Origin of the sequence: Candidatus Phaeomarinobacter ectocarpi (genome assembly GCF_000689395.1) — a bacterium.
Lineage (GTDB): Bacteria > Pseudomonadota > Alphaproteobacteria > CGMCC-115125 > CGMCC-115125 > Pyruvatibacter > Pyruvatibacter ectocarpi.
Map to the genome: position 1 here is coordinate 774511 of NZ_HG966617.1, position 26131 is coordinate 800641.

Consider the following 26131-nt stretch of genomic DNA (forward strand, 5'->3'; position numbering starts at 1 on the left):
CATGACCCGCTCACCTTTCAAACTGGCCGTTGTTGCCGGGGCCGCCTGGTGTGGCCTGACGGTTTCCGCGCAGGCTTTGTCGATTGAGGACTTCGGATCACCACAGGCTTTTGCACAGTCAAACCGCGGCGAGTTTACGGTTGGCCTGCTTGAGTTGCAGCACCGCTTCGTTGCGGTGTTTGGCGGCAAGTGCGAGGGGCCGCCGATTGAAGAAGATGACAAAAAGAAGGGCGGCGATGGGCCCAAGCCGCCACCGGGTCCCCCAGGACCACCGGGCCCTGGGCCGGGTCCGGGGCCGGGGCCGCGCGGCAATGGCATTGTAACGCTGCTGCCGGACGGTGAAAAAGCACTCCTTGAGTTGCTGGGCGTTGAAGCTGACAGAAGCATCCACGTGCAGGGGTTTGATCCCCTGTCTGAGCGGTTGATCGTCACTGAATTTGGTGGCGGCAACGACAATGCAGGCGATGCCGGAAACAATGCTGGCAATGATGCGGGCAACGACGCTGGCAACAATGCAGGAGGCGGGGGTGGCGCTATCCAGACCGCCCAGGACACGCTGGGTGCGCCGCCGGACGCTGCATACTTTGTGATCGCAAATGACGGGTCGATCACGGTTCTTCCTGCGGCTGGCGGGGAAAGCCTGCAGGCGGGGACGGACAACGCGACGGACGCGTTCATTTTTCCCAACAATGGATTTGTGTTTGAGAACCCGGCAATTGCGCCAGGTCTGTCGCTCACCATCCCGGTCAACTCCACCCGAGTGGTCATTATTCGTGCGCCGGGCGGACAGCGGTTCCGTGTGACGGTGACTGTCACGCTTGGTCTGGCAACTATTCAGGTGGAGCGGCTTTGATGTGTATGACATTTCGCCTGAGCTGCACACTTTATGCCGCTGTTTTGTTGACCGGTCTGCTTGCAGTGGCGCCCGGTGCAGATGCGCGTGGCTTCAGGTCTGCTGACCGTATTTTGACGCCCGAGCTTCTGGCGGTTGGAGAGTCGGCGTCTGTGTTGTCTGACCTCGTGGGCGAGCCATTGTCAGGGCCTGTGCCCATTCCACGGTTGCATGTGGAGCAGGCCATGGAGCAGGTGCTTGCGAACTGGGGTGACACGCAGTTCCGCCGCGCGCTCAGCACGGACTTTGTAGATGGGGATCGGCTGGCCGACACGGCAACACTGCTGGTGCCCCGTGACGCGCAGGTACGGGTGCTTGGCATCTCCAACATCGACACGCTGGACCAGGTGTTGCGCAGGGATGAGGGGCCAGATGATGGCGACCTGCTTGTGTCGCGCGTCACGCTAACGGCCCAGACACAGGTTGAGTTTGTGGATCGCACGACGGGGGCCTTCCGGCTGCTGCGCGGGACCAATGACTATGTGCTGCTTTTACGCCACCGGTTTGAAGAGGTGGCGCAATGATCTCTCGCTGTTTGTCTGCGGCCGCTGTGATGCTGGGCGCTTGCGTTGTATCGGCCGCGGGAGGCGTATCTGCTCACGCACAGGGTGTTGACGACGACTGGCTCATCAACGGGTCTGTATTCGGACAAGTCGAGTATCGCGATTGTGCGGGCGACGATGGAGCGTGTGCCTTCGGGGAAAACGAAGCGGATGCCTTTGGCGAGCTGGACATTCGCTTCTCCCGGCAGATATCCCAGTTTGAAAACTGGCGCGGCAGCTTCTTTGGTGCGGTTGATCCATCGGAGTTTCGCGGGCGAAGCGACCTTCTGTCCGCGGAACGGTTTTCTCTGGTTGGTGAGCGTGGCGGTGGCGCCATTCCGTGGCGCGTTGAGCTGGGGGATTATTTCGGCTTCACGTCCCTTCGGACTTTGCAGTTGCCCCTCAAGGGCGCACGGGCGGAGATACAGCTTCAGGACAATGCGTCATCACCGTTTCATTCGCTGCAGGTCTTCGGGGGGACGACGGCCCGTAGCTACAATGATGCGCTGAGCGAACAGTTTGACGACACGCTGGTGGCGGGCGCGTCGCATCTGATGGAATTGCCCGGTGGACTTTCGCTGGTGGCAACGGGTTATGCGGCCAGTCAGGACACAGCGCAGGGGACGTTGCACAGCGGCGTGTTCTCGCTGGCCGGGGCGCAGGATTTTTCCGTGGCGGATCATGCGCTGGAGCTTGAGGCTGAGATCAGCGCGCTGCTGGGTGAGACCCTTGATGGCGCCACCAAGCGGAGCAAGGGCGGCACGGCGGTGTCTGCGTCCCTATCAGGTCGTAACGAGACCGGCCTTCGCTACGGAGCCCGGTTTGAAGACTTTTCCAATACCTATCGGCCCGTTGGGGCTGCGGTGACACCTGACCGTCAATTCTGGGAAACGCGGGTGGGGCATGTGTTTGACGGCATTGGTGACGCTGAGTTGCGCTATCAGGGATTTCGCGATGCCCGCAGCACGGCCAATCAGGTGGATACAGATACGTTCAGGTTTTCCGGTAGCTGGGTTGATCTGTTTGAAGGTGCAGGTGGAGCAGGCACCATCGATGCATTCTGGCGCGAGACGCAAAGCAGCAACGGCGCCACGAGCAATGAAGCCTGGTCGGCTGATGTTGTTACCAATTGGGCCCTGACCCAGGACTGGACAGGGGTTGCGCGTCTGCAGGTTCAGCAGACCGAAGACAAGTCGGTGGCAGATGTGGATCGGTCCACGGTGCTGGGTGATCTTTCAGCGTCTCGCCGGATCATCTGGGGGGATGTGTCGGGCACCATTGCACCGGGCATCGTGCTGCGGCGCGAGCGCGTGGGTAGTCAACGGATCATGGCGGCCGGGCCACGTGTTGCAGCGTCTCTCTTTACGGATGATGGACACAGCCTGACAGGTGATGCGTCGGTGCTGTTTCAGGAAGGACATCGCGGCGCAACGGACACGCGGGATGTATCTGCGCGCGGGCGTTACAGCTTTACGAATGGTCCGCATACGGTCGCGTTGACGGGGCAGTTCCGGTCCAATGACCCTGATCCGGGACGCTTTGGGTCTGCGTGGCAAATTGCGGCAAGTTACCAGTTTCAGTTTGCAACACGTATTGCCGCGGGGCAGGGGGGAACTGGTCTGGCCAGCGAGAGAATTTCGACACCTGCCGGTGTTGGCCCTCTGGCGCCGGGCGTGCCGGACATCACCACGCTGGCGCTTGATGGCGATGTCGTGTTGGCGGAAGAGCAATTGTCGATCTCCGGATTTGGCAATCCGGTGCGTCTGGGCGGGGCGATGATTTATCTGGGCCGCTACTTTGAACGCATCGAACAGCGCCAACGGCTCGTTCTGGAAGCACCATCAAAGGCCTTGGACCGCGCCGGGCTCATCATTGAGTTTGCGACCGGGGCGAGGACCACCCGCGAACAGACCTATAATGATGTGTTGGACGAGCTGGTTCGCCATTATGGGGCGCCGGAGCGGGTCATCGAAGATGGGCGATTTGGGCCGCAGGTGGAGAGCGACCTGCAGAATGGCGCTTTCCGCCGCATCGTTAAATGGCAGCAACCCGGCGGTGTTCTGCGATTTGGTATTCCTGCGCGGTTTGATGGCACATTCCGCATGGAACTTCAATTCGCCGCCGGCTTCCCCACCATCGCCAATCCGTTTTGGAGTTTTGACACGGTTCGATAGGGGAATGGCGGGCAGGAAAGTGGTCAACGGGGCGCTTATATGCGCGTGCGTTTGAGTCACAAAGCGTTGGTGATGACGGAGGCGGAACTCAGGTTCATTGCGGCGGCGGCGATCACATCCGATGTCATCCCGTTTGGTGGCGTGAAGGAATCCGGACAGCGGAGTGAAGGCTGGAAATACGGCCTCGATGACTATCTCGAAATGAAATATGTCTGCATGGGCGACCTGATCACCTAATTTTTGGCTCAGTTCGTCTTGAGTTCTCAGGCCGACCTGAGCGTCCATTCGGTATTGCTCGAAACACGCGTGTATTGAGGTCCGACGCTTGCAACGCATTGCAGTTGAAGTAGCTCAAGATTGAGTCGCCACTTGGTACACAGTCTTGGTGCATTTTTACTCGACACCGGTGTCAAGACCCCTGTGTTTTCAGCCAATTTTTAGGCCTAGGCGGAAGGTCCCTTCTCCTCCAACACTTGCTGTGCCGAAATTGCTAGTTTGTTTTGCTTAACGGAGAGTCCGCCTGGCTCCATAGAGTTGTGAAGATATCCCAAACTGACCTAAAGAAATCCCTGGCGCAGCCGAGATACAAGCGGAGACCGGTTCGAAATTGACAGAGTGCAGGATGAATCCTGCAAACCCAGCCAGCCCATGGTGCTGAAAGCATGGAGTGCCATGGTCGCGCCCTGAAGAAGCCAATTCATTGCGTGGTCAGGCGAGTTGGGAACCAATCCAAATGAATGCATCCCTGAAGTCAAAAACCAGCGAGACGCCGTAGAAGAAGAACATTGCACAGGCCCAAAATCCGTAGGCTGACGGAAGTCTGATTTCAGAGCGATAGCGATAGAGTGCGTAGATGGCTGGCGCCCATACGATGAAATGGCCCAATGAGACTTGCCCACCCTGAACAGTATACGTGCCTGATGCCTCAAGAACCGCAATCCATGCGTGTCCGACTATCAATGCTCCCAAGACCCAGCGCGCGGCCACGTGGTTCTTAATGAAGAAAAGCGATGAGAGATTCGCAGCCATCATCGCTCCAAGCCAGATTTTCATCGTCAACGGCAGACTGTTGCGGGTCTCCATATTCCAATCTTCCAACGCATAAGAAGCGTTGGCTTCGGCTGCCAGAGTCAAAGCAAAAAGGGGTATGAGGAAGCCATTCAGCAAAGGTCGGGCTATGGGTGAACTATTCACGTTCCTCGGGCCTTTCAAAGCAGATGTGTCAGTGTGCTGTCGTGGTTCGAGCGCGGCGAAAATAGTCTGCCAGTTGCCATGCCCATGCAGAGAAAATGATCAACCAGGCGATGCCGTGAGTGACGTATTTCACCAGATCCAGCATTGGGATGACCGAATACAGAAGGGGTAGGAGGCCCGACTCTGTGTCGGGATAGTTCTGCATGATGACAGGCATGAAAGTGTTGGCGATCAGGACGGACGTAAAGTAGGTGAAGGCAAGTGCTGTAAGCATAAATTGGATGCGCATTGATCGAACGGTCGACCGGTAGACCGACATCAAGAAACAAAGAAATGCCGGAGGTGCCAGCGCATCTGCGCCTAGTTGGAAAACCGCGTAAGCGATGCGCCCGTCCGGCCCGAGACGTTCCGCAAACGCAGTGACTGTCGCCACGCCATATGCAAACTGGCCATCAAGTGGCGTCATGCCTCCAGCCATGGCGCTCAGCTTTCCCATTTCGCTGGTCACATGCCACAGGCTAAGGAAGAGCAGGATGGCAGCTGGGATGATCGTCCACGCCTTGGACATGATCGTGCGCCCTTGATGCGAGAACATCAGCCAATAGGTCACACCGGACCAGGACCAACCGACAAGTGTCAAAAGCGAGAGCAGGGTCGGATCTGGCAGCATGCTCATACTGGGTCGACCTATTTCTTCGGATGCAGTCGCACCGGCAATTCGGTAAAGCCCATTACGAAATTCGAGAGCGTGCGAGCTGGTTTGCCCACGACTTCTACACGGTCAAACCGCTTCAAAATCTCTTCCCAAAGAATGCGGACTTGCATTTCTCCAACCCGATTACCCATACAACGGTGGATGCCAAATCCGAACGACAGATGCCGACGCGCATTCTCTCGATCAATCAGGAACTCATTCGGACGTTCGATCGCGCGTTCATCGCGATTGCCGGAGACGTACCACATCATTATGCGGTCACCCTGTTTGATCTGTTTCCCCCGAAACTCGAGATCTTCATTCGCCGTACGGCGCATGTACGCGAGTGGTGTCTGCCATCGAATGATCTCTGACACCATGTTTGGGATGATTGAAGGATCAGCTTTGAGCTTCGCAAATTCCGCAGGATTCTCGTGCAGGGCCAGCACGCCCCCAGACATTGAATTCCGGGTGGTATCGTTGCCACCAACAATAAGAAGCACCAGATTGCCCAGGAGATTCATGGGGTCGAGGTTCTTCATGTCCTCGTTGTGAGCCATGAGCGAAATGAAATCGTTGGCAGGCGGCAACTGGGCCCTTTCGGCGTAGAGGCCGCCAAATATCTCCAGGCACTCATACATGGCGTTGCGGCGGTCTTCTATTGTGAGGCCCATGGCAGCCAGTGTTTCGGGATTGGCAGTGGTCATATCGGACCACCGGGTCAGCATGTATCGGTCTTCAAATGGAAAATCGAATAGCGTCGCCAGCATTTGGGTGGTGATCTCAATGGAGACCAGATCCACCCAGTTGAAGGTTTCACCAATTGGCAGACTATCAAGCACCGCGGATACACGTTGACGAATGAGCGGCTCCAGATCTCTCAGGGCCGGTGGTGCAACCGCAGGGTTTACTGCGTTTCGTTGCGCATCATGCTTGGGCGGATCCATGGCGATGAACGTCGCCGGATTGAAATTTTCGTCCTCGTCAGAGTTCGTGTTGCCCAGGAAGATCGAGGGCTCTGATGAGAACTGCTGGTGATTGGTATCAATCGACATGATGTCCGCATGCCGCGTCACAGACCAGAACCGCCCGAACTCTTCATGCTCAAAAAAATGCACAGGGTCTTCGTTGCGCAAGCGCTCAAACAATTTCCAATGGTGTTGATTGAAAAAGTGGTTCGCGTCCGACAGGTCAATATCCCTGAGCGCTACTTCAGCTGGATTGAATTCGTCTGTCAGAGGGGTGGCGGCAGTGGCTTGCGTCATCAAAGTCTCCCAGCCCAAAAAAATACAACAATGTTGTAATTTGCAACATTGTTGTAGTCAATAGTGCTTCGATTATAGGGTCGGCAGGGTTCGCCAAGGCTCAAATTTGCCGGGTCGAGCCTTGTAAACTTGGATTGGGACGTTTCGCATGGATCAACGCACCGCAAACATGCAGGCGCGCCGGGACCGCATTATCTCGTCGGCCGAGACCCTGATCATCCAGGACTCACTGGCGGCATTCAAAATGCGCGATTTGGCCGAAGAGGTCGGTCTCAGCGTCAAGACACTCTACAATTTGTGCGGTGACAAATTTGCCATTGCAGCTGAAGTTGAGCGTCGTGCCTATGCAACCCTTGAGGCAGAGCTCTTGTCGCTGCCGGTGCTGGACGATCCTATCGAGCAGGTCTTGGCCGTAATGCAGGCCGGTGCGCAAAAGGCGATAGATCGCAAAGGGATCATTCACCCTTTGTGGCGTGGCGGCGACATTGCAGAAAAACCAAAATCTCGCCGCGCGCTTGAATTGGTTCAATTGGGATCTCACTTGGCCGAGCAAGCCTTGATCCGGGGCATCGACCAACAGGTGTTCGTTGCCGAACTCGCCGCCCCGGTCGTTGCACACCAACTATCAGTCACATGGTTTGGCAACGCCATGCTTTGGGCCCGCGATATCTTCAGCGATGAGGCATTTCTGAATCATGTCAGGTACGCCGGTCTATGCAACCTGCTCCCCTACACCGAAGCAGAAGCGGCAGATGACCTTCGAGACAGCATCATCTCATCGCAGCCGATGCTTTCCATGGGCAATAAACCAAGGACAACGTGAAGTGCGCTACCTGCGCACGGAATTGCGGGGGGGGGGGGCAGCCAGTTGATCTCAAAAGAGTTGGAGACTGGATTGTAGTCTTGCTAGGGCACGGCCAGCTTTCTAAGTCTCGTTCAACTTCTTGGTCCGAATCCTACGATGGATACCGAACGATGGCGCTGCGATGTGAGTAGTCCAGGATGGCATCTGCGACTAACTGCTGCGGTTTCGTCATTGGACGTGGTCCGCAAACAGATGTTTTTTGGGTCCTCATTGGCTCCATCTCGTGAGGTGTGAAAGCGTGTGACCTGCGGTGAACTAACTGCCGACAGCACGTACAATCCATGAGACCCCGCCCACAGTTTGAGAACAGGGGTTTTGTGCCAAAAATCGGGCGCTGCCTAAATCCATTTAGGACGTGAACGGATGATCACTTGTCGCTTCGAATGAACTTCGGCATCTCGCTCCGTACGGCTACTTCCTGTTGAGTCCGAACTCGCGTTTCATCAATGTCCGCTTCCACCATGACGTGACTGTCACGGCTTTTGATGTGCTGCTCGCTGCATCGAAAACAGCAACGATCTCGTTTTTGCGCACGATCTGCATGGTTGATTTCGGTCAATGTACCCAACCACAAATTGACATAAATTATATGTGGAATTGATGTATGGAATGCGGGGGCACTGTCGAAAATGAGTAGCTTTAGGAACTTGCTTCTCTTGGCCACTGTTGGCTTTGGCGCAGGTCTTCTGGGGGCGCATCCAGCGCTTGGCAATGAACTGCGTCTTTTTGGATTGGACGCACCCATTGTATCAACGCTTGAGGACGCGCCGGCAGACATGGCGCTTGTCACAACTGCGATCGTGGCGCGTATGCGCGGCAGTGTTGAAGCAACAGACCCCGTTGTTTTTGCGCCGCCGCTTGCAGACAGGCTACTGGAGAGAACCTTCCGGTATGACGGGTTCTACGTCGAAACCATAACCGTCAGTTACATCGGCCCCGCCAACGGCTGGGAAGCAGGTCGACGCTTATACGGCACGATCCAGTTTGCAGACGAGCTGGGCCGCAGGGCGGCCACTTCCTTTGGCGTTGAATACCTCCTCGATGATGGCGAGGTGTATGTGTCCGACGTGGCCCTTGATGTTGTTGCGCCGCCCGAGCCAGAAGTCCGGCTTTATTTTCTGCCTCAGGAAAAAGCGTCCGAGATGTTTGAAGACGCTGCCTCCAGTCACTTGGAGTTTCTCACTTTCCTTGCCGGTCACGCGCTTGATCTGCCTTTGGAGACTGAGTCTTGCAGCTGCATCGTTGCGGCAGTCTCCATGGACCGGACACCAGCCAACGCCAGCCTCTATGCCAATGTGAGTGACGTGCGAGATGGCGGCAAGATTGTTCTTGGTGCGCACTATCTGATGGAGTTCGAAGGGTGGCGCGTTGGACTTCTCGAAGGCGAGTTTGATCTTGGACCCGACTCGATCATGGACATCCAGGCGCTTTATGCGCCACCGGCAATTGGCGACAGCAAAAAAGCGAAGCTCCAGATTGCGACAAGCTATGCACCCGGAGGTGATCGCAAATGACACAATTGCCGATCAGGACCCGCCTTTCCACTGCCGTTTTTCTGGCGATCACAATGATCGCTGCAACGACAATGGTCCATGCGCAAGGGCATCCGCCGCATCCACCCACTCATTCTCCACAGCCGACACCTCAGCCTCCGGTATACGTGCCGCCGCCGGCACCGCCGGTGGTCCCGCCCATCTTGAAAGCTCCAATACTGCCGCCGGATACGAAAATTGGAGATTCAGATTCAGGCAAACCTGATGCGGTCGATCCCGAAGTTTCTGTCGATGCTGCCACAGACAAGGGGATCGACAAGGATAATCTACCGCCGTTTGTCTACACGCTCGGCGACAGCGCCGACATCGCGGTATTTGCTGAACCACCGAAGGTGCCCGTTGTCGGCGAGTTCTTCTGCGACTGGCAGTGCGAAGCGGAGAAGATGTTCCCGGACTCTGACAATCCCAACGAGGAGTACTTGCAATGGGCGGAGGAACAGGCCCGCATTCAGCAAGAGCGTTACGAACGACTACAGTCGGGCGATGCGATACCAAAGGACCTTCGGATCGAGGGAATGTCATTTACGCAGATCAAGTACCGCACAGATGAGAACGGCAATGGTCGCTTTTATCTGTTGCTGGAAGGGTTCGGCCAGGAAGCCATTTTCTCGGTTCCTGCTGACGATATTGGGTCGGGTATCAAAGCCAATCTGGACAAGGTCAGATCTGTCGCCGGCTATACGGCTGGCCACGTGAAAAGCGAGGCCGAATGGAACAGGAGCCGCGCGGAATCTGGGAGCTTCACTGAGGCCAGTACTGAAAGGTTCCGGGAAAGAGCGAAATATTATGAGGCTCTATTGGCTGGATATGGCGGACCCGTCATTGAAACAAGGAGGGAGGATGCAGGCACCGCAGGTGCCGGACCGGCGGATGTGATGCTGCCAGACGGTGTGCCTCCGATTGATCCGTCACTCACCGACACAACGGTCGTGCCCGTACCGACAATAGATGACCCTATCGTTCTGGTAGACGCCATCACGTCAGAAGACATCTCTCTTTTTGACCCTGAGATGATGGGTGGATGGGGCAAGGAGGACACAGGCCCAGGCAGCGATGCTGCCATGAAGGAACTTATCCGAACCACGCGTGACTTCGGCGGCGGCGAGGTCATGATCGATATCGACATAGTCGACAATGGCAACCTTGGCGAGTTGATGGATACCATGGCCCGCGCGAGCGTGGATGTTGGCCTGGCGGTCGCCGGGGCTGTTAATCCAGCAGTCGGGATCACCATCGCGTTCGGCAAGAACGCCAAGGAGACTTACGACTACGCGATCTCAAAAGGTCTCAATACACGGCAAGCGATTTTTGCGGCGACCACTGCTGGAGCTATCGGTGGCGCCGACACCTATGTGGTTGGCATGGGGATCGGCAAGGTTGCGGGCTGGGTGGGTCCCGCCCTTAAGTCGGTCAGCTCCGGCGGCGCTGAGGCTGCGACACAAATGGCCGAACACGGGATCGGAACCGCCGGCAACGCCTCCGGGTTCTCTCTTCTTGGAAATGTGGGCAAGGCACTTGTGGACAAGATGGTCGAGGAGAAAAACAATCCAAAGCGCTACATCCCTCCCAGGCGGGATGTGCCGCTTGGTCCGGGGCAGGTGACTTTCGTCATGTCAGGTGGCGGGCCATGGCATCAAAACGCGGTTCAGTAACGTGGCGCCCGTGAATCAGAAGCCAGCATCTGTGCCGTGTAAACAAGTTGGATGCCGCGCAGATGTGAGGTAGTCTATTCCATATTATTTTTGTGGGTAGCTACTCTCCGTAGAAGTAACACTCGGCGCTAAGCAGATTGCCGTTCGCGATCAGGGAAGCTCTTGTTCAGTGAAAATTATACTTGCAGATGATCATGCGCTTGTTCGCGACGGCTTGAAGATGCTGCTTCAGTCGGCGTTTCCCAATTGCGAAGTCATCGAGGGCAAGTCATTCGGCGACGTGATCGCCATACTCAGGGACCATCGCAGTATTGACCTGATCCTGGTCGACTTCACCATGGACGACATGCATGCGAGCACCGGCATTCGCGCCATCAAGCGCTCTGCTTCTGCCGTGCCGGTGGTCATCGTGTCAGCGCGGGATGATCTGGATGCGTATCAAATTTCCTTCGATGCTGGGGCGTCTGCATTTGTGGACAAGAAATCCGCTCATGAAAAAGTGCTGGGGGTCGTAGCGCAGGTGATGGCTGGCGAGCGGGTGTTCCCAACCGATGTGAAACGATCAACACCCAGTTCAAATCGCCGTGAGGCTGTGGCTCCAGTGGACACCTTGACGCCACGGCAGCTGCAGGTTTTGGAGTTGCTTGGTCGGGGTCTGTCGAACAAGGACATCGCGAAAAGAATTGGTATCGAGATCGGGACAGTGAAGGTGTACCTCAATGCCATTTACAGGGCGTTTGGGGTTCACAACCGTACTCAGGCTGCATTGATGGCCAAAAAGGACATCGGCGAAGAATTGCCGTCGGTCTGAGCTTTATCCTTTATGACTGAATAGAAATGCCGCCAGCGTATCGGGGGTGATGGGCTTGTGAAGCACATCCAGTTGCCCGCCCGCAATCCGGCGCAACAGGTCCGGGGAGCTGTCGCCCGTCAGGAGGACTGCGGGCAATGTGAGATCGCCGAAGTGTTCCTGGATTTTGGCGATCTCGGCTGGCCCTTCCCGCGCGCCGCCAAGCTGGAAATCTGAAATGATGACGTCCGGAGTGAAACCGCCATCGGCGACAACGACGTTGCCCAGAATGTCTTTGGCGCTTTTCCCCGCGATGGCCTCGCACCCCCATGCGGAGACGAGATCCAGCATGGCGGCCCGACTGTCCTTGTCGTCCTCAAGTAACACGAGCTTCATTCCATTCAGCACAGGCACATCTGTTGACCGGCTTGCAGTCAGTATTTTGGTATTTGTCGCACTACCATGGTCCCTGAGGGTGATGTCAAAACGCGCTCCTTTACCGTCGGTCGAGTTGAGGTTGATTTCACCACCCAGCAAGGACGAAAGTCGCTTTACGATAGCCAGGCCGAGACCAAGACCGCCTTGATCTGTTGAGGTTCCTTCGACCTGGTAAAATTCCTCAAACACGCGCTCTTGCTGATCGTGATGAATGCCGGGACCATTGTCAGCGACGGATATGACGATGTCATTGTTGCCGCGGCGTTGTGCCGACAGTTCGACTTTTGAGCCCGGAGCATGGCGAATGGCATTGCCCACCAGGTTTCGCAAGATGCTTTCCAGAAGCACCCTGTCAGTGCGCACAGAGACATCACCCGGGGCCATTGAAATTTCGCAGTTGGCTTCCGCAGCCATGGCGGAGGCTTCTGAGGAGATCGTGTGAAAGACATCCTCGATCAGGACCGGTGTCGGATTTACCTCGACGGTTCCTGCATCCAGTTTTGAGATGTCCAGAAGGCTGTTTACCAGACCTTCCATGGCTTGCACGGACCGCTCCACGCGATCGAACATGGGCTCAAGGTGGTTGGACTTTTCCCTCAACCTATAGGCGGCGACCGTCAGGTTCATCGCGTGCAAAGGCTGGCGCAGATCGTGGCTTGCTGCAGCCAGGAACCTCGTCTTGGCCCTGTTGGAAATGTCGAGTTCATGACGCTCGCGCTCAAGGGACGCAACCAGTTCCGTTTTATCAAGGCGCAAGGACAGCGCCATGGTCATCACGCCGCTCGCATTGCGGGCTGTGGCCATCATGGCCATGAAAAACATGACCAGCGCACCACTCATAAGCTGCTGTTCAAATTGGCCTTCAAATGCCAACCGGATAATGAGTGGAATGACGGACGTTGAAAGGGCGATGACGATTGCGAAGAAGGCCGACGCAAGGGTAGCGACAGTCCCCGCGGCCGTGCCGCTGAGAAACAGAATGAAGAGGACTTGCTCCAGCGTTGTGTCTGGGACCAGGAAGACACCCGCATAGCCCCACGTGACGCCCACAAGTGTAATCAGGGCAACAAACAGTGTGCCCCAAAGGCTCGCTTTCTCCGGGGGAGGGCTTGTTTTGTGGAACAGGTATATGGCGCAGCCCCGGAGCCAGCCTAGCAGAATCATGACCGTCGCCCAGGTCAGGAGCGCTGCATGTTCTACAGTGTCCCAGAATAGATACGTCAGAACACTGATAACGATGGTGTGGACAATCACTCCCACGGGCCCTTGCTGATAAAGCAGGGTAACGCGATCGTTCAGCAACACCACGCGGCGGTCGTGAGGGACATCCGAGTCGACCAAACGTCCCCAGACTTTGCCCAGCCAGGGCGCTGCTGCGTCGTGAAGATTATCTGTCATCGGGTACCTGACCGTCCGTATCATGGCGAATCCAGAGCGTCACCAACGGATCATCTGGGGTGTCCATCTCCAAGTTTGATCCTGTCAAAATCTGCGATGGAGGCAAAGGTTTCTAATGTTGACACAAAAAAGGCCCACACCACAGGTGCGGGCCCTTCCTGACAAACGATTGTAACCCTTAGAAGCGATAGCTGACGTTTCCGCCAATACCCCAAGCGTCATTCTCTTCGCGAGCAGCATTGTAGCTCACATCCAGTCCACCTGAAAAAGCGGTGTCGCCGAACAGACTCACACCCGCCTGCAGCAACACATCATCCTCGTCATTGGCTGGCTGTGGATTGGCTGCTGTGCGTACTTTGTCGCGCTTTACATCATTAATGTATGTGGCGCCGATGTAAGGCATGAAGTTCTGCGTGTAATACATGACGCGTCCACCAACCTGAAGCTGGGCCAGATTGCTCTTTGAGGATGCAATTACTGTGGCTGCGCTGTCAGTGTACGCATCGTTCTTGGTGTTTGAATTGTTGTATCCAAGTCGTCCGGACACCCCTATACCACCTTCAAACCAGTGGCTGAGACCAGCACCGAATGAATAGTAATTGGTCATGCCATCCTGCGTGCCTGTCACCGTGACACCTGCTGCAGTAACGCGCCGGTTGTCTGTGGTCGATGACGTATGGGCATAGCTTGCATCCAATGACAGCCAGTCAGTAATTGCCACAGACAGATATGGCCCGAATGTTGTCGAGTCCGTGTCAGATCCACCGCCATTAAAGGCAGAGCTTGTGTCGGTCCAGGCCTGCGACACGAAAAAACCAACTGTAATCGGGCCGCCAAGGATGAAGTCCAGGCCAACTGAAACGCTGTCCGTATCGGCGTCGTAGGCGATGCCCGGTGCGTCATTTTCAGTTTCATTGTGGGAGTAGCTGACCCACGCATTCACATTCTGCCCAAGTGGCTCAATGTTCTCACCAGCAGAAACACCGGACATTGGTGCACCGGCAACCTGCGTGTTCTCGAGCGCGCGTCCGGCCTGGAGGTTTGTCAGGTGATTGGTGACTGTCGTGGAGACAATCTGCGTTTGCTGAATGATCTGCTCTGGTAGCAACGCGGAGCTTGTATCACTGGTTGACGACACAAGAGTTGCGTCGTCGGTTGTTGTGGCTGCCGGCGCGTGCTGAGCGAGCGCTGCGTGTGATGTTGAGGCGACAAGTAAAATCGCCCCCAGAACTGAATGCTTTGTTGTCGGCATGGTTGGCCGTCCCCCGAACTGACTCATGAAAACGCGCTTGAAACACGTAAATCTCGCAGCGCTTGCATTGAGACTTAGATCAATAAAACGGCGTCCACTATCGGTCGGGCGGTATAGTCCGTTCGGCCTATATCGTTCGGTATAGTCCGTTCGTGGCGTAGTGCCTCGCGAGCCTGAGTGCGAAAAATTGAGGCAGCAACCTGTGCTCAATTTGTTGGACTATGTGCGCGCCATGATGGAAGTCGGTATTCCCGAGCAGAGTTCCCGCAACTGGATTGCTGGAAACCACGTCGAGCGCTTTCGACCTGCGGGCGTCCTGGTACTCAAGGCCTTTCTGGTACTTGTTGCTACGGTCAGCCTGCTGTCGCCAGCATGGGCCAGTCCTTATGGTCATCCCTCACCACCACCGCCGGTTCATCAACCGCCTCCCATGCCGCCACAGCCTCCCGTGCAACCGCCGGTCAGGCCGCCAAGTCATGTTCAGGACCGGATGATCCAGCAACGGGCCGTGCAGGATGCGCAGCGGGCGACACTCAAGGCTGGCGCCATGGATTTGCCGCCGCGCTCGCAGGTCGCGGCCAAAAAGGTCAACAGTTGGGCTGACATCGCCAATTTGTCTGAAAGCGAGCTAGCCGCGCTTTTCAAGGAATGGGGGCTTTTGCCATCGGGTGGTGGCCAGGTCACCGGCACGCAACTTAAAAGTCTCTGGGTCGGTGAAGCCCGGGCCAGCGGTGTACCACAAGCGCAGATCAATCAGATGCTCAAACAGGTGGGCGGTGCCTGGTCTCAAATGGCCGGCCAGATCAACGGATTGATTGGTGCAGCCGGTGATCCGAACGCGGCAATGGGCAGTCTGTTCAAGCAGGAGTATGCCAAGACGTGTAGGTGTGGGCCGCAGGCTTTTGCAGATGCGCTTGGCCGTGCAGAGACACGCCTCGGCGGGCAGGTGCAAGACGCCATTATGAAGGCAATGGGCGGGCAGGGGATTCCAATTGGCTCAATGCCTTCTTCCCCGCTTGTGACCTACAGCACGAACGACCAACCAGTTCTTGTTGCCCAGGCCATTATCAATCAAGGGCAAGCGCAATCGTCCGCGAAAGCGCCTCCAGCTCCCGTGGCTGTTGCACCGCCTCCTGGACCTGCACCCGTGGCACCACCTCCGGCTCCCGTGGCTGTTGCGCCACCACCTGGACCTGCACCTGTGGCACCACCTCCGGCTCCCGTGGCTGTTGCGCCACCTCCCGGACCTGCACCCGTGGCACCGCCTCCAGCTCCGGTGGCTGTTGCACCACCTCCCGGACCTGCACCCGTGGCACCGCCTCCAGCTCCGGTGGCTGTTGCACCACCTCCCGGACCTGCACCCGTGGCACCGCCTCCGGCTCCTGTGGCTGTTGCACCACCTCCCGGACCTGCACCCGTGGCACCGCCTCCGGCTCCTGTGGCTGTTGCACCACCTCCCGGACCTGCACCCGTGGCACCGCCTCCAGCTCCCGTGGCTGTTGCCCCACCTCCTGGACCTGCACCCGTGGCACCACCTCCAGCTCCCGTGGCTGTTGCGCCGCCGCCCGGACCTGCAGTTGTAGGTTCCGCCCCTCCCGCGCCTTCGACACCACCGACACCTTCATTGCTCGATCTGACGCCTCCGCCGCCATCAGACCTGAGTTCACTCACACCGCCGCCGCCAGGGCCTGACATGACGCCTGCGGAGAAATCCGAGCCCGGCGACAAGATGCCTGACGTGCCCTACATCCCGCCGGTCGTCGAACCCGAGAAGCAATGCACCACGGTGGCATGCTACCAAGCGGAACTCGACCGCCTGGCCCGCGAACGCAAGAAGCTCGACATCGACGTGCGCAATGAGCCCTTCATCGCCACCCTAGATACCATCGGCAACATAACGTCAGGCGTCGGCAGTATCGGGTGTGCAACCGCCAATCCGGCTTGTGCGCTCTTGCCTATTGGCATCGCTGTTAAAGGCCTCAAGGCCCTGATCACAGCCGGCAAGGAAGCCCAGAAGGCAGGCGTCGATGGTGCCAGCCAGAGTGAACGCGCAGGTGTCTTCTTCGGTACCGCAGGCATGGAAATTGGCACCGAGGCTGGCAAGGAGCTGGTCGGCGGCGCCATCGGCAAGCTCGTGCCCTCTGGCTTGGTAGATGATTTCGGCGGTGCGGTGATTGATGTCGGGATTGGTACCGGTGTCGATAACGCGGGCGCGATCGGGAATGCAGCGTTGAACTTCGTCGAAGGCAACCCAGGCCAGATTGCCAAGGACACCAGTGCCTTTGCCGGCGACATAGGCCGTGTAATGACAGGCGGGGGTTTCTAGGATGCGGTTGACCCTGATCTCCTTCCGGCTGGCAGCCATGGCTGCTGCCGTTTTCGCGGTTTTTGCCCATCCGGCGCACGCGCAGAACCCGGACATCCCGCTGCACGCCAAGGTCGCCAGCTACGGGGTCATCCTCGGCCTGCGCGGTGCCGGGGCGAGCCCGGACGGCTTGCCCGCAACGCTCTCATCGGAGGCGCGGAAAACGCTTGCCAGTCCAGACTTCGGCTACGAGGGTTTCCTCGTCCACTCGATCCATGTTGAGGGCCTGGCGCGTGTCGAGGACACGGACAACCGCTGGCGGCTTCTTGGCCTCGTTATTTTCGAGGATATGGTCCGCCGCCGCGTCTACACCGAGTTTGCAGCCTACTACGACACCGATGATACGCAGGTGACAATCGACTGGGCCACCGCCCGCACGCGTATGCCGGAGACCCCCGCGATCATCTGGTTCGTTGCGGATCCGGAAGAGTTCACCGCTGCCGATCTCGCGCCCAAGTCCCACGTCGATCTTCTAAATCTCGCGTCCGAGCGCTCACTGGAAACGGCGTCGGGCGGCGAGGGGAACTACGCGATCTACGCGGTTTCCATGGACAGGTTTCCGGCTGATGCGGAAACAGTGTTTCACTCCTCAGACGACGAGGCGCGCGTCACGACATTCAATTTTGGCGGATGGCCTGCAGCCGTCTTTGAGAGCCGCATCGCCGCGAACCAGATCGGAACCGGTGAGACTTACACTGTCATGACGCCCGGTAACGACACGATCAGCAAGCTGACGGAATTCCCGGGCGGGCTCCTCCGAACCGAGTAGTCAGTGCCGCTCTGGCGGCGGTGGAAGTATGGCCGACTATCGCCCATGTCATGACTATCTGCGCACGCCAAGCAGGGCCCTGCCGCTCGCTGAAGAGTGAGTATAAAATGAGCGAGCCCGATAGGGATTTTGGCCATTCACACAGAACACTTCGAGTCATCTTCGACCCATTACGAGAGACTACCTGAAGAATTCACCGGCAATGAGATCAGCGACATATTCGTTACCGACCTCTGACATATGTCCGAAACGGCCGCCAGCGTTTCCTTCAGGGCGCTCGTTGTAAAGAGAACGGAACCTGTCCAGATCCTCCACGCTAACAGCGTGCAAGGCTTCAAACAGGTCCAGCGTTGGGAGACCTTTTTCAATTGCACAGGTTGAAACTGCTTTCCCAAACCAAGATATGTCGCCGCTGAGCGCTCTGTCGCCTCCATACTGGAGCATTATGAATGGCTCAAAATTCAGCCTCTCTGCATCGGCCTTTATGTCATCAAGGAGGAGACACGAGATCTGCACTGCCTCTTCGTTGGTCGAAACCTGGCGAAACTGAAGCTCATGGCCAAGCCATGATCTTGGCGACAAGATCATCATGAATTCATGGATCAGTCGCGAGTGACCAAGAACACCGCGCAAAAATCCGAGTCGATCAAATTGAGGCGGTACTTCGGAAACGGGCACTCCACGCAGTTCGAGACCGCCCTGGCCATCAATCACATAGTAGGGTTTGTACCCTCCGTAGATGGCGAACGCGTTGCGCAGAATGTCTTCATCTAGGAACGAATATATGACCGCCTTCGGCGCAAATTCTTCAGCCAGTTGCCGGCCGCGAAGAACGATTTGGTCAACGCCGTATCCTCCCACGCCTCCGTTCAGGACTGGTTCTTGAAGCTTTCGCTCCAAGGCTGCAGGCCAGGACCCGTCGTCGCCTTCCTCGGAACCTGCCGTGAATGAATCACCAACCGCCAGAATTGCGCCACTCTGTGGCACGACGATCTCGTGTGGCACGTTCATTCTTAGTCCAAAGACGCCTGTTGTAAGTGGGGCCTCACTGTCTTTTGCTGACGAATAGTTTTCCCTCATCATCCAGCCAAGGGTTGGATCGATGACCGAAGGGCCAACCGGATTTACGTGCCTGTCCACCGCAGCCTTCACGAAGTTTTCCATCGAGAAAACCGGTGTAGCAGCGTAGATTCTGAAAATGATCTCCGCCGAAATCAGAGAAAATAGGAAGATGAAAAAGTATGTCGTGATGGATCTGGATAGATCTCTCATAGATAAATCCCACATTGGTTTTCGCGTGTGAGCGTAGTATCGAGATTTCGATTTGCCCAGTCCGGCCTTGGTGCAGATTACGCATGGCTATGCAGTACGCATAGCAATATGGCGGCCAGAAGTATCTGTCGCCAGCAGCCGGTACGGCAGCCTCTGGCGTTTTCTCACGGCGTCAGGTTTTGAACGGCAGCTACCCTCAGGTTTGATCCCAACCATAGAAAGTCAGAAGGTCATGGGGCACGATGCGCTCGATGCGGCTTCTCTGGCCTGGTGAGGTTTCGGTGCGCCAAGAATCCACGTGCCCCTGCCGGAAGTTTCGGTCGCCTTCTTTCGTTGGTTTGGTCGGCATTTCAAACAGGTCGTGGTCAATTTCAAAGAAGTCGAGAATATCTAGGAAAAACTTCTCCTGATCTTTGCGCAAGTCTTCAAACCGAGCGTAGTGAATCTTCGTCTCAAACCAATCGGTCCGTGATGCTTCCTTCCATTCGTCCAACCACGTAACAAGAACTGGCAGCCAGTTTTCGATCAGCCAGTCCATTTGTTCTTCGTCTGAGAAATCCAAGAATGAATCCGGAAGGTTGTAGTGCTGAGCCTGGACAGGATCCATGTCGCTGGCGATCTTCGGCATGAAGTCATGCCACGACATGAGCGCCTGACGCGGATCACGAACCATAACCAAGAGTTTCTTGATCCCATATCGCGGGCCCATCTCAAGCAAATTCATTCGTGATGCACGTATGTGCGTGTGAGAGGACCCGCGGCCCGCACGCACAACGTTGAAGCCCTCCTGAGCGAAGACAAAATCCGGAAATGCGCCGCCCATCATTCCGCCGAAACTTGGTTTGCCCAATCCACTTACCAACGACGAGAAAACGAAAACGCTACCACTACGTGGAAAGCCGACAAACGGTAGCTCTGGAATGGCCTGTTGTCGCGCCTGCCTGGTGTAGAAGTCTATGACAGGGTCTGGTGCGGAGTTCGCCTTGACTGCCTCAAAGGCCTGTACGGCCTCAGCTGGGTCATTTTGCCATGTAACAAACCCGGAGCGAAGTGTGGAGGCGTTCTTGACGGCCAAAGTGCCTTGCGTACCTGCGATGCCAAAGTCCAATTGAGCAGCGGTGTCGCTTGGATCAGACTGTTTTCTATCCTTCAAAACGTCTCCAGCTATCGCCACGCGAGGCGCCAGCGCATTGCTGCGCGATCCATAGTTGGTGACGGCTCTGGCGAAGAGGTACCGCATCTCAGTTTTGGACCCCTGGTCCATTTTTCTGAGTGTCGGTGACGCTAGCGCTTCCAATACGGACAAAGACTGATCTGATGCCACAACTTCCGCAAAGTCGGCTGCAAGTTCCTCATCGCGCTGCAACGTTTTTAGCAATCGCGCTGCCGCCAACACTGTCCGGCGAGTTGCCGGGACCTGGCGATGGCTCAGCCCGTCTGCGTCTCGTTTCACAAGTTCGTTGATCTGGTCGGTAACGATATCCCCACTTGCATTGGCAAGGCTTGCAGCAGTGAGGAGTTGGTCGCTGGTCTGTTCGACGCCGACACTGCTCAAGGTGTTGAAAAGCGGTTTGGCGACGCGATCTACCAAGGCCAGGACATCAGCGTCGTCCCGAAAGATCGTACTCAGATTAGCGATGAGATCGTCGTCAGATAGCGCAAGGCCGGTCGCCTGAAGCGTTTGGCTCAGGCTGTTTCGGATCGCTTCGTCGTCTGGGTTGGCAAGTGCCGCATCTGAAAGGGATTTCAAACCTTCAGCGAGCCGTCCTTCCCAAACAAGCATCTGCCCCTGTTGATGTAGTTCCTGGAGTGTCGGCTCACCGGTATCCTCTTGAAGAGGTGTCGCTGCGGCAGCATCGCCTGACAAAGAGGCCGTCGCACCAATGGACACCACCTCTGCCGCGCGCTTTTCAATCGACATGTTATCGGGTGCGGCTGTTTTCGCCGTTTTGTTCGCGTCCAAGGTTTTGCGCATGTACGCCAGTATCTTATTGAACCAAGTTACCGGCATTCCACGCTCCACTCAGGTCTGACAGGCGCCGAACTCGCCCCAACGGTTCACCACTGACGTCCATGGTCCAAGGACCATTTGGATCGCCTAATGGTAGCGCCGATAAAGGCAGAGCCGTCCAGAGTTGTGACCAGACACATAGTCGCTAATCTGTACCGCGTCTATGCGATTTGGTTGCCGGGTGGGCTGGTCCAGAGTCTTCTAGAGCAAAAGTCTGTATCGCCAGAGCCGATATACCGGGTCGCGGCCGTGACTCCGCACAGCCAAAACACGCCCGGCATCCGCGACCGTCAGCCTCTAGAACTCGACGCGAATGGCCGCCGTGACGGAGTCTTCACGATAGTCGTCCTGGAACTCACCGTCATAGAGCAGGCGGACGGAGAACACGTCTGTGAACTCGTAGGTGAAGCCTGCGCCGACCGCGTAGGAGAAGTCGTCACGTTCAGTCGGTGTTGAGACAAATTGACCGCCGCCGACAACGGAGCCGGTGATCGGTTGGCTCGGATCGGCCAGTTCCTGCAGGCCGCGGATATAGCCTTCCGGCAGAAAGCGGCTGCCATTGTCATACTCGAATGTGTAGCGGGCACCGACACCGGCCACGGCCCGAACAGATGTAATGTTCTGGCTGTTCACAGTCGTGGCGACCGGGCCACCTTCTGTATAGCCGTCAAGCCACAGCTTGTTGGCACGCAGGCCCACATGTGGCGTGATGTCGAGGGCACCTTCATCAAACTGGAAGATACGACCCGCCTCTACGCGGCTCATCAGCTGCGTGCCATTGAAGCTGGCGGTATGCACGGCACCGGCCGCCGTGCGCTGGCTCTTGTACTGATTGTGGCCATAGCCAACCGTACCGTTGACGTACCAGTCTTTCGGCCGCCAGGAGGCATAGGCCAGCACGCCCAGACCTTCAATCTGCTGGCCGGAATTCGGGTTGGACCCGTTCTCATCGACGTCTGTGTCGGAGTAGAAGCCCGCAAGGCCAAACCGTATCTCGGGTGTGATGTCCCCATCAATACCGATCGACACAGCGTAGGTGTTGGAGTCAAACCCATTGACGCCTGATGGCGTGAACTCCGCAAAGCTGCCGCCGACGCGGCCCCACAGGGCGAGGTTGGCGTCGGTCCCCAGGAACATGTCACCAGCTGCGACACCGGTCTGACCATTGCCCTGACCGCTGTCCACCACGTTGAAGCCGCCACCGGACAGACGCTCCATGATCAGGTCGATCACCATGTCAGTGGAGACCACACTGGCGGATCCCGTTGCGCCGGATTCCTCAGGCAGCGTGTCCTGCACCAACTGGGCCAGACGCTGCTCCTGCTCCGCGACCGGGAACTGAGCCAGGAATTGTACGATCGGGTTGTCGGTCGGTGCAGTGTCAATGAACGCATCGATGGCGGCGGCAATATTGAGCGCGTTTGACGACCCACGGTTGGTGCCTGTCGCCGGCACTGCGCGTACGCCGCGCTGCGGGATAAGGAACAGGTCGTTGCCGACCACGCTTTTGGTAAAGTTCACCAGCGCCGAGTTGTCATAAACTGCCGCACCGTTATCTGTGAGAGTGTTTGTGGCATTGGCAACTTTGATGCCCTGGCCATCAGTCAGTTCGATGCCGCGCGTCAGGTCAGCATAGATTTCCGACCCCGCATTGAAGGTGACGTTGTTGCCTTGCAAGTACCCGGCATTGTTCTGCCCGGCGATGCCGACCTTGAACCGGCCTTTGTCGCCGAAGGTGACGTCGCCGGTGAAGTTCAGGCGGCCGCCTGCAGGCACCTCAACCGTCGCACGCTGCGTGCCAGCGCCTGTTGCATTCAGTGTACCGCCAAAGACGATGCCTTCGTCGGCCCGTCCAAATGTGGTCGTCCCGCCGGATACCTTGAATGTTGCGCCAGGGCCGACTGTGACCGCAGTTTCCACACTGTAAGGAGCACGATTGTTTGTGCTGAGGAACGTGTTACTGCCGACAAACTCAGTCGTGCCAGCGGTAAAGCGGACTTCATCGAAGGCTTGAACCGAGATAAATCCGCCCCCGCCATAGGCAGTGGCTCGACCTTGTGTCAAACGCACAGTGTCGGTCTGGCTGAAGGTCAGGATGTTGCCGCTGCTGTAGCCGCCGAAGGTGTTACCATCTTCTATCGTACCATTGATGACGTTGCCGGTGCCCGTGATCGTGACCTGGTCACCATTGCTGGAGCCCGTGGCAATCGCCGTCGTGTTGTCCCCGACCGTCCCGCCATTGTTAGTAATGTTGGCAATGGAGTTGACGTTGCTGCGAATTGACCCGTTGATGGTACCGCCATTGTTATTGACGATGAATGTATTGGGTGTGGCGATCATCGCAGGCCGCCCCCCGGGATTGTAGGACGTAACACCTCCATTGATCGTGCCGGCATTGGTGACTGTTGCCGTGCCACCGGTGTAGGCCATGCCGACCAGAGTGTTTTGTGCAACAGCCACAACACCAACTCCGCCGCCTGTTACGGTGCCGGAAGCAGTGTTTGTGATGTTGACAGTAGGGCCGACGCCGTAAATGCCGGAACCTGTCCCCGAGGCGGCGGTCACTGTGCCGGAATTGGTGATGTTGGTCGTGCGTGCGGTCACGGACCGACCAAAAAGGCCGGCCACATTGGCACCGCTGGTGGTGACGCTGCCTGTGTTGGTCACGTTCACCGTGGCCCCGCTCGCGCCGACACCAATGCCCGGACCATCGCCCGTGAGGGTGATGGTCCCCGCATTGCTTGCGGTGGCCGTCCCTGTGGCCGAGGCGTAAACGCCGACCGGGTTGGTCACAGCGCCCTGGACTGTCCCGTAGTTGCGTGCCGTTGCCGTGTCGCCGTTGGCCAAAATACCGTTGGCATATGCCCCGTTCACATTGACCGTGCCGCCGGCCTGGTTGACCGACGTCGCGATGCCACCGGTTGATACGGCCGCGACACCGGCTGTCCGTGTCCCCATCACCGCGCCGCTGCCGATAACGCTGATCGTCCCGGTATTGTAGGCCTTGGCTGTTTCGGTGGTGTTGGTGATGATGCCGTGCTGGCTGGCGAAATTGGTCCCGTCTTGACCGGTTGTGATCTGGCCGTTGTTGGTGACCGTTCCCCGGCTGCCCATCGTAAGTCTGACGCCGGCGTTCGAATAGGTCCCCGTGCCCGCCCTGCCCGACGTGTCCTGAACGAAGGTATTGTCGGCCGTGACGTTGAGGTCATTGGCAAAGAGGAGCTGGGTCGCATCACCTGCATTGCCGGAGCAGGTTACCGTCGTGCCTACCGTGTTACATGCCGGCGCCGCCTGGGCGTGAGCAGACGACGTCCCCAGTGTGCCAATGGCCAGCAGCGAAGTGGACGACAGCAGCGCGGCAGACAGAAGCCGCTTGGTCCCGTTGGACAGGCGGCCGTCACCGGAGGTGGTATGCGCTGCGGAATAGTATGCGTAGGCCGACGCATGCAGGGCTTGCGTTGCAGTTGTCACCGCTGCTGCGGGCTGCTGTTTGGACCGATTTCGTTTCGCCACGCTACAATCTCCCAGGCGCGCACACAAAAACACGTACCAGTGCGCAGGGGCTTCGCCATTTGGCATTACCCGCAGTTTTCCTAGGTTTCAGTGGACCGGAACGTTAATTGCCGCAATCACCCGAAAGTATGAGTGCGATGCAAAAAGGCCTGAAAACAGCCAGTTTTTTGTGATCACAATTTTGAGGAAAGGTTAACCCGTCACCGGCTGTGGCCGGTCTGCCTCATCCCAATCCTCGATTGTGATCATTGTCCTTATCATCGGGTCCAGCATCCCCAGTGCCATTGGGGTTTTAACGCCCGGCAGGACGAAGACATCGAAAAGCTCCCGGATCTCGCCTTCAAAGCGAATCCACTCAACGATATCGCCGGTTTGCGTGTCGACAATCAGGACGCCGCACCATGGGTCTGCATCCCGCTTCTCAAGCGCCGCATCGAGCGCCAGGCCTGAAAAACTGCCGTCACGGGGCAGGGACAGGCCGACAAATGCAAAGCGGCCGTGAAACGCCAGGCCGCGAAGAAATCCGGGCAGGAAAGCGACCGTGGTCAGCGCACCGCTGGCTTCGTCGACCGTGCACAGCTCACCATGACCGGAATTCAGAACCCAGAGTCTTCCGTCATGCAGCCGCGGCGAGTGCGGCATGGACAGCTTCTGGGTCACAAACTCATTGCTGGCCACATCAATAATACAGCCGCCCTCGGCGCGACGGTCACGCCAGCCATTAATGATGTCGCTCTTGCACACAGCGGTCACATATTTCGGTGCGCCGTCGCTCATGGCCAGCCCGTTGAGATGGCAACGGTCTTCGGGTGCAAGGCGCGATATGAAATGCGGCTTCCAGATAGGCTTGAAGCTGTGGGTGACACTGGGCGTGGCAAGGCACGAGTACTTGGTATTCACGAAGATGACCCGACCGTCCCGGTCGATGCCGATCTCATGGGCATCGAGGTCGCCGGTTGTCTGCGCGTTGCGCGGCACATAATTCGCATCGAACTGGTCGATCATCTGACCGGGCCCCAGAATGTTCTCCAACCGCCATATCTGGAACAGGTCGGCCAGAAATATCCGTTGGGAGTCGGCGGCAACGCCCATAGCCCGGTTGAAAACGCGCTCGTGAAAACTCACCACGTCGCCATCCTGATGGCCAATGAGGTAGAGCCGACCGGATTGATAGGACGTCAGCCCGAAACTCACCCCCTGCATTGCCAGCCATGACGCCAGGCCCCGCGAGCATGAAATGGTCGTTTGTGGCGGGTTTGCGGCCTCCGCAGCGGCCGCGTCTACATCGGATGGAAGGGTTGTTGGGGCGTCGGACATGAGACTTGATCTGCGCCTTTGCAAAAGGGACGTGTCCCCAGTGGCGTGCAACAGATTTGCACAAATGTCGAGTTTCCACTGGACGTGTGGGCTTGCGTTCGCAAACACTGCGCTCTGGACGAAGGATCAATAAACGAAATGCGTGCGGCCAAATCAATTGCTTTATCCATGTGCG

Annotated in this window: 20 protein-coding genes; 10 read left to right on the top strand and 10 right to left on the bottom strand. The window is 57.3% G+C overall.

Annotation, left to right across the window (positions count from 1 at the left end; all coding sequences use genetic code 11):
• Window position 1: 1 nt before the first annotated feature.
• From BN1012_RS17605 to BN1012_RS03740, 4 genes are read left to right on the top strand one after another with little or no spacing between them, the layout of a single operon-like run.
• The gene (locus BN1012_RS17605) at window positions 2-853 is read left to right on the top strand and encodes a hypothetical protein (RefSeq protein WP_043948576.1); all 852 of its coding nucleotides are present in this window, start codon (window positions 2-4) and stop codon (window positions 851-853) included.
• 5 nt (window positions 854-858) lie between these two features.
• Window positions 859-1416, top strand: coding sequence for a hypothetical protein (locus BN1012_RS03730; RefSeq protein WP_206778009.1), 558 nt, complete (start codon window positions 859-861; stop codon window positions 1414-1416).
• Window positions 1413-3608, top strand: a complete 2196-nt coding sequence (locus BN1012_RS03735; RefSeq protein ID WP_043948578.1) for a hypothetical protein — start codon at window positions 1413-1415, stop codon at window positions 3606-3608. Before BN1012_RS03730 ends, BN1012_RS03735 begins: the two co-directional genes overlap by 4 nt.
• Before the next feature lie 39 nt (window positions 3609-3647).
• Window positions 3648-3845, top strand: a complete 198-nt coding sequence (locus BN1012_RS03740; protein ID WP_043948579.1) for an aldehyde dehydrogenase family protein — start codon at window positions 3648-3650, stop codon at window positions 3843-3845.
• A gap of 471 nt (window positions 3846-4316) precedes the next feature.
• Here BN1012_RS03740 and BN1012_RS03745 read toward each other — a convergent pair whose 3' ends face one another.
• The 3 genes from BN1012_RS03745 to BN1012_RS03755 are packed head-to-tail and all read right to left on the bottom strand — an operon-like array spanning window position 4317 to window position 6761.
• Window positions 4317-4802 (bottom strand): hypothetical protein, encoded by a 486-nt coding sequence (locus tag BN1012_RS03745; protein WP_145973404.1) that lies wholly within the window; start codon window positions 4800-4802, stop codon window positions 4317-4319.
• A 28-nt stretch (window positions 4803-4830) separates the two neighbouring features.
• Entirely contained in the window at window positions 4831-5478 is a 648-nt protein-coding gene (locus BN1012_RS03750) for a hypothetical protein (RefSeq protein WP_145973405.1), read from the bottom strand.
• Window positions 5479-5489: 11 nt separating this feature from the next.
• On the bottom strand, window positions 5490-6761 hold the full coding sequence (locus BN1012_RS03755; RefSeq protein ID WP_043948582.1) for a cytochrome P450: 1272 nt from the start codon (window positions 6759-6761) through the stop codon (window positions 5490-5492).
• Window positions 6762-6909: 148 nt separating this feature from the next.
• Between BN1012_RS03755 and BN1012_RS03760 the strand changes: the two genes are divergently transcribed.
• The 4 genes from BN1012_RS03760 to BN1012_RS03775 all read left to right on the top strand — a co-directional run bounded on the left by BN1012_RS03760 (window position 6910) and on the right by BN1012_RS03775 (window position 11642).
• Window positions 6910-7584 carry a TetR/AcrR family transcriptional regulator gene (locus tag BN1012_RS03760; RefSeq protein WP_043948583.1) on the top strand — a complete coding sequence of 225 codons (675 nt, stop codon included), beginning with the start codon at window positions 6910-6912 and terminating at the stop codon, window positions 7582-7584.
• Window positions 7585-8282: 698 nt separating this feature from the next.
• On the top strand, window positions 8283-9140 hold the full coding sequence (locus BN1012_RS03765) for a hypothetical protein (protein WP_043948584.1): 858 nt from the start codon (window positions 8283-8285) through the stop codon (window positions 9138-9140).
• Between the two features lie 182 nt (window positions 9141-9322).
• A complete protein-coding gene (locus tag BN1012_RS03770; protein ID WP_145973406.1) occupies window positions 9323-10831 on the top strand; it encodes a hypothetical protein in 1509 nt (502 codons plus the stop codon).
• A gap of 169 nt (window positions 10832-11000) precedes the next feature.
• Window positions 11001-11642, top strand: a complete 642-nt coding sequence (locus tag BN1012_RS03775; RefSeq protein WP_043948586.1) for a response regulator transcription factor — start codon at window positions 11001-11003, stop codon at window positions 11640-11642.
• 3 nt (window positions 11643-11645) lie between these two features.
• On the opposite strand, the gene BN1012_RS03780 is transcribed toward BN1012_RS03775, so the two are convergent.
• From BN1012_RS03780 to BN1012_RS03800, 3 genes are all read right to left on the bottom strand, one after another.
• On the bottom strand, window positions 11646-13457 hold the full coding sequence (locus tag BN1012_RS03780) for an ATP-binding protein (RefSeq protein ID WP_043948587.1): 1812 nt from the start codon (window positions 13455-13457) through the stop codon (window positions 11646-11648).
• Window positions 13458-13635: 178 nt separating this feature from the next.
• Complete coding sequence (locus BN1012_RS03785) at window positions 13636-14709, bottom strand: autotransporter outer membrane beta-barrel domain-containing protein (protein ID WP_043948588.1); 1074 nt, start codon at window positions 14707-14709, stop codon at window positions 13636-13638.
• Window positions 14710-15776: 1067 nt separating this feature from the next.
• Entirely contained in the window at window positions 15777-16334 is a 558-nt protein-coding gene (locus BN1012_RS03800; protein ID WP_145973407.1) for a hypothetical protein, read from the bottom strand.
• A 68-nt stretch (window positions 16335-16402) separates the two neighbouring features.
• Here BN1012_RS03800 and BN1012_RS03805 point away from each other — a divergent pair, with 68 nt between their 5' ends.
• Both BN1012_RS03805 and BN1012_RS03810 read left to right on the top strand, forming a co-directional pair.
• Window positions 16403-17035 (top strand): hypothetical protein, encoded by a 633-nt coding sequence (locus BN1012_RS03805; protein WP_043948591.1) that lies wholly within the window; start codon window positions 16403-16405, stop codon window positions 17033-17035.
• 1 nt (window position 17036) lies between these two features.
• The gene (locus BN1012_RS03810; RefSeq protein ID WP_043948592.1) at window positions 17037-17843 is read left to right on the top strand and encodes a hypothetical protein; all 807 of its coding nucleotides are present in this window, start codon (window positions 17037-17039) and stop codon (window positions 17841-17843) included.
• A gap of 180 nt (window positions 17844-18023) precedes the next feature.
• On the opposite strand, the gene BN1012_RS03815 is transcribed toward BN1012_RS03810, so the two are convergent.
• The 4 genes from BN1012_RS03815 to BN1012_RS03830 form a co-directional block, all read right to left on the bottom strand.
• Window positions 18024-19115, bottom strand: a complete 1092-nt coding sequence (locus BN1012_RS03815) for an SGNH/GDSL hydrolase family protein (protein WP_145973408.1) — start codon at window positions 19113-19115, stop codon at window positions 18024-18026.
• Between the two features lie 196 nt (window positions 19116-19311).
• Entirely contained in the window at window positions 19312-21126 is a 1815-nt protein-coding gene (locus BN1012_RS03820) for a sulfotransferase family protein (RefSeq protein ID WP_122381336.1), read from the bottom strand.
• Between the two features lie 297 nt (window positions 21127-21423).
• A complete protein-coding gene (locus BN1012_RS03825) occupies window positions 21424-24639 on the bottom strand; it encodes an autotransporter outer membrane beta-barrel domain-containing protein (protein ID WP_043948595.1) in 3216 nt (1071 codons plus the stop codon).
• 192 nt (window positions 24640-24831) lie between these two features.
• On the bottom strand, window positions 24832-25956 hold the full coding sequence (locus tag BN1012_RS03830; RefSeq protein ID WP_043948596.1) for a TIGR03032 family protein: 1125 nt from the start codon (window positions 25954-25956) through the stop codon (window positions 24832-24834).
• Window positions 25957-26131 lie beyond the last annotated feature (175 nt).